A 3340-nucleotide genomic window follows, 5' to 3' on the forward strand; every position below is an offset into this window, starting at 1 on the left:
GGCGAGCGCGTCGGTGCCGTAGCCCTTCCAGGCGAGCTCTTCGACGACGGCGGCGACGCCGATGACGACGAACGCGTTGAGGGCGCCGGCGGTGAAGGAGGTGGTGCCGCGGGGGAGGAACTGGTCGGGGGAGTAGCCCAGGGGGACCGAGAGGGCGGTGGCGACGAGGAGGGAGACCGGCAGGAGGAGCGCGGCGGTGGCCCAGAGGAGAGGCTGCACTGAGCGGACGTTCGTGAGGCGCCGGCGCGCGTCGGCGACGAGCGCCCGGTCGCGGAGGACGAGGGTCGCGGCCACGCCGAGCGGCGTGACCAGACCCAGGACGCCGAGGGTGGCGATCCATGTGGGGGAGGCGGGGACCGCGTCCGGGTGGTGCGAGATCCAGCCTGCGGTGAACCAGAGGGCCCACGGGATCGCGGAGGCGACGACATAGAACCGCCAGGGATGCTGGTAGCGGGCGACGATGGCGGGCAGGGGGGTGGTCGGTGCGACGGAGGGGGGGTCTTCTACGATGTAGATCATGGGTGGAACGCTATCTCTACGGTGTAGAACTGCGCGATGCGGGACCACCCTGAGTCATCCCGCACCGGCGGCGTCCGCCCCTGGCCCGCGTCGTGGGCCTGACGAGCGGCGTCCCTCTCTCCCGTGTTGCAGTTGGGGAGCATCCCCGTGTTGCGGTTGGGGCTCACGAATGGAGCGCTCCAGCGCCCTCTCCGTGAGCCCCAACCGTCACACGGGGTGGGCACCCGAGTGTCACACGGGTGGTCACACGGTGACGCGGACGAGGTTGCCCCACGGGTCGTCCATCTCGACCATGAGCCCCGTGTGGCGTGTCGGGACGCCGCGAGCCTCGGCCCGCTCGGCGAGGCGACCGACCGCGGACGCCGTCGGCAGCACGATGTCGACGCGACCGAGGCCCAGGGCCGGCGTCCGGAGACCGACGCCGGGCGTCTGCCAGGTGTTCATGGCCATGTGGTGGTGGTAACCGCCGGCGGACACGAACAGGGCGCCGGGGGCCTCGGCGGTCACGTCGAAGCCCAGGGTGTCGACGTAGAAGTCCTTCGCGTGGGCGGTGTCGCCCACCTTGAGGTGCACGTGGCCCACCACCGTGCCGTCGGGCAGGGAGCCGCGGCGGTCGGCGTCCGTGCGGACGAAGTCGCGGGCCGCATCGGTGAGGTGCTCGGTGAGGAACGCGTTGGGATCGATGAAGAGCGTGTCCATCTGCACGCGGCCGCCGTGCCAGGTCCACTGGTCGCGGGGGCGGTCGACGTAGAGCTCGACGCCGTTGCCCTCGGGGTCGTCGAGGTAGAAGGCCTGGCTGACGAGGTGGTCGCCCGAGCCGGTGAACTGGCCCGCGTAGGGGCTGATGGCGAAGGACGCCAGCGTCGTGGCCAGGGCGGTCGGCGTCTCGTTGAGGATCGCCGTGTGGAACAGCCCCGCGCTGCGGCGCTCGCCGCGGGGCAGGTCGGCACGGTGGCGCAGGGTGAGGAGGGTCTCGCCGCCGCGGCCGAGGTCGACTTCGCTGCCGCGCTCGGCGACCTGGTCGAGCAGGAGGACGTCGCGGTAGAAGCCGGTCATGGCGTCGAGGTCGGCGACGTCGAGCGCGACGCCGCCCATGCGCGTCTGCGTGGGGAGGAGCTCAGTCGTGGTGGTCATACCCACGAAACTAGTTGATACCTCAATTAATTCCCAGTTCGGTTGCCAACGTGGCCACGCGGGCGTCGATGTCGTCGCGGATGAGGTCCATGCGCTCGTCGCCCTCGATGCCGCGCAGGGAGGGTTCGTCGGTCTCCCAGCGCTCGATCGGGGCGCGCATGCCCTCGACGGGTTCGACGTGGGCGTCCTGGCCGAGGATGACCACCCGGTCGGCCGTGCGCAGCAGCTCGGGATCGATGCCCTTCGAGCGTGCGGTGCTCATGTCCGCGCCGGCGCGAGCCACGGACGCCGCCGACGCCGCGTTGACCTTCCCCTTCGGCGTCGTGCCTGCGGAGTGGATGTCGGCGGCCTCGCCCACCCGGGCGCGCAGGAGTGCTTCTGCCATCTGGGACTTGCCCGCGTTCGAGACACAGATGAACAACACCGTGGGGCGATCAGCCATCGGGACTCCTTCGTCGTGGTTGCTTCAAGTCTGGTGGGGGGTGGGAATCTCGACAAGCCCGACCGGCGGGGGGTGGTCTCGACAGGCTCGACAGGCGGGTTGACGGGGGCTCTGAGCGGATTCAGAGAGGGTGAGGCATACTCGGGGTCGGGCGAGGGGGGCTACGGACGCCGCAGCGGCCGTAATCGGCCGATCAGGGCCCATTGTGCGGTCAGGGGACCCGTGTTTTTCGGGGTCGATCGGCTAGAGTGGGGACGTCTGAGGCCGTCGCCCCACAACTGCGTGGATGCGGCGTCCTTCGTGCGTTCAGCTCCGGGAGTGCCGCCGGGGCGTCTCAGCAGGGAGAGAGTATCGGGTGACTGAGAACACCAACGGGCCCCGGGTGTCGTCCACGTCGGTGGAAGAGGGTGTGTACGACGCCAGTGCGATCCAGGTTCTGGAGGGGCTCGAGGCGGTGCGCAAGCGCCCGGGCATGTACATCGGCTCCACGGGCGAGCGCGGTTTGCACCATCTCGTCTACGAGATCGTCGACAACTCCGTCGACGAGGCGCTCGCCGGTTACTGCGACACCATCACGGTGACGCTCCTGCCGGGCGACGGCGTCCGGGTCACCGACAACGGCCGCGGCTTCCCGGTCGACCTGCACCCGAAGGAGAAGATCCCGGCCGTCACGCTGGCTCTCACGGTGCTGCATGCCGGCGGCAAGTTCGGCGCGGGCGGCTACAAGGTTTCCGGCGGCCTGCACGGGGTGGGTGCGTCCGTCGTGAACGCGCTGTCCGACTCCCTGAGTGTCGACGTGCGGCGCGACGGCTACCACTGGCACCAGAGCTTCAGCCTCGGCGTCCCGGACGCCGACCTGCAGCGGGGGCGTCCCCTCGGGCCCGACGACCAGATCGGCACGACCGTCACGTTCCACGCGTCGACCGAGATCTTCGAGACCACCACCTACAACTGGGACACCCTCGCCACCCGGTTCCGCGAGATGGCGTTCCTCAACAAGGGCCTCACGATCCGGCTGGTCGACGAGCGGCCGCTGAGCTCCGACGAGTTGAAGGCGCAGGTCAACGGCACCGGCCTGGCCGACTTCGAGGACGACGCCGAGGCCCACACCCGCGAAGTCACCTTCCGCTACGACGACGGCCTCATCGACTTCGTGAAGTACCTGACGGGGACCAAGGAGACGATCCACCCGAGCGTCATCGCGATCGACGCCGAGTCGGCCGACGACCAACTCGCGCTCGAGGT

At 69.9% G+C, this 3340-nt stretch carries 4 protein-coding genes; 1 reads left to right on the forward strand and 3 read right to left on the reverse strand.

The window, feature by feature from the left end:
* The 3 genes from Q1K57_RS11985 to Q1K57_RS11995 all read right to left on the reverse strand — a co-directional run.
* Positions 1-519 (reverse strand): hypothetical protein (locus Q1K57_RS11985; protein ID WP_300082916.1); only part of this gene is annotated, 519 nt, incomplete at its 3' end.
* Positions 520-762: 243 nt separating this feature from the next.
* Entirely contained in the window at positions 763-1653 is an 891-nt protein-coding gene (locus Q1K57_RS11990; protein ID WP_300082919.1) for a VOC family protein, read from the reverse strand.
* Between the two features lie 22 nt (positions 1654-1675).
* The gene (locus tag Q1K57_RS11995; RefSeq protein ID WP_300082923.1) at positions 1676-2095 is read right to left on the reverse strand and encodes a low molecular weight phosphatase family protein; all 420 of its coding nucleotides are present in this window, start codon (positions 2093-2095) and stop codon (positions 1676-1678) included.
* A 355-nt stretch (positions 2096-2450) separates the two neighbouring features.
* Here Q1K57_RS11995 and Q1K57_RS12000 point away from each other — a divergent pair.
* Positions 2451-3340 (forward strand): ATP-binding protein (locus Q1K57_RS12000; RefSeq protein ID WP_300082926.1); only part of this gene is annotated, 890 nt, incomplete at its 3' end.

The sequence above is a fragment of the Propioniciclava sp. genome, assembly GCF_029977985.1.
In the GTDB taxonomy this organism is placed as follows: Bacteria; Actinomycetota; Actinomycetes; order Propionibacteriales; family Propionibacteriaceae; genus Propioniciclava.

Excerpts from the sequence above, each read along its gene's own strand:
- Q1K57_RS11990 (WP_300082919.1), bottom strand. The coding sequence starts at position 1,653 with ATGACCACCACGACTGAGCTCCTCCCCACGCAGACGCGCATGGGCGGC.
- Q1K57_RS11995 (WP_300082923.1), bottom strand. The coding sequence starts at position 2,095 with ATGGCTGATCGCCCCACGGTGTTGTTCATCTGTGTCTCGAACGCGGGC.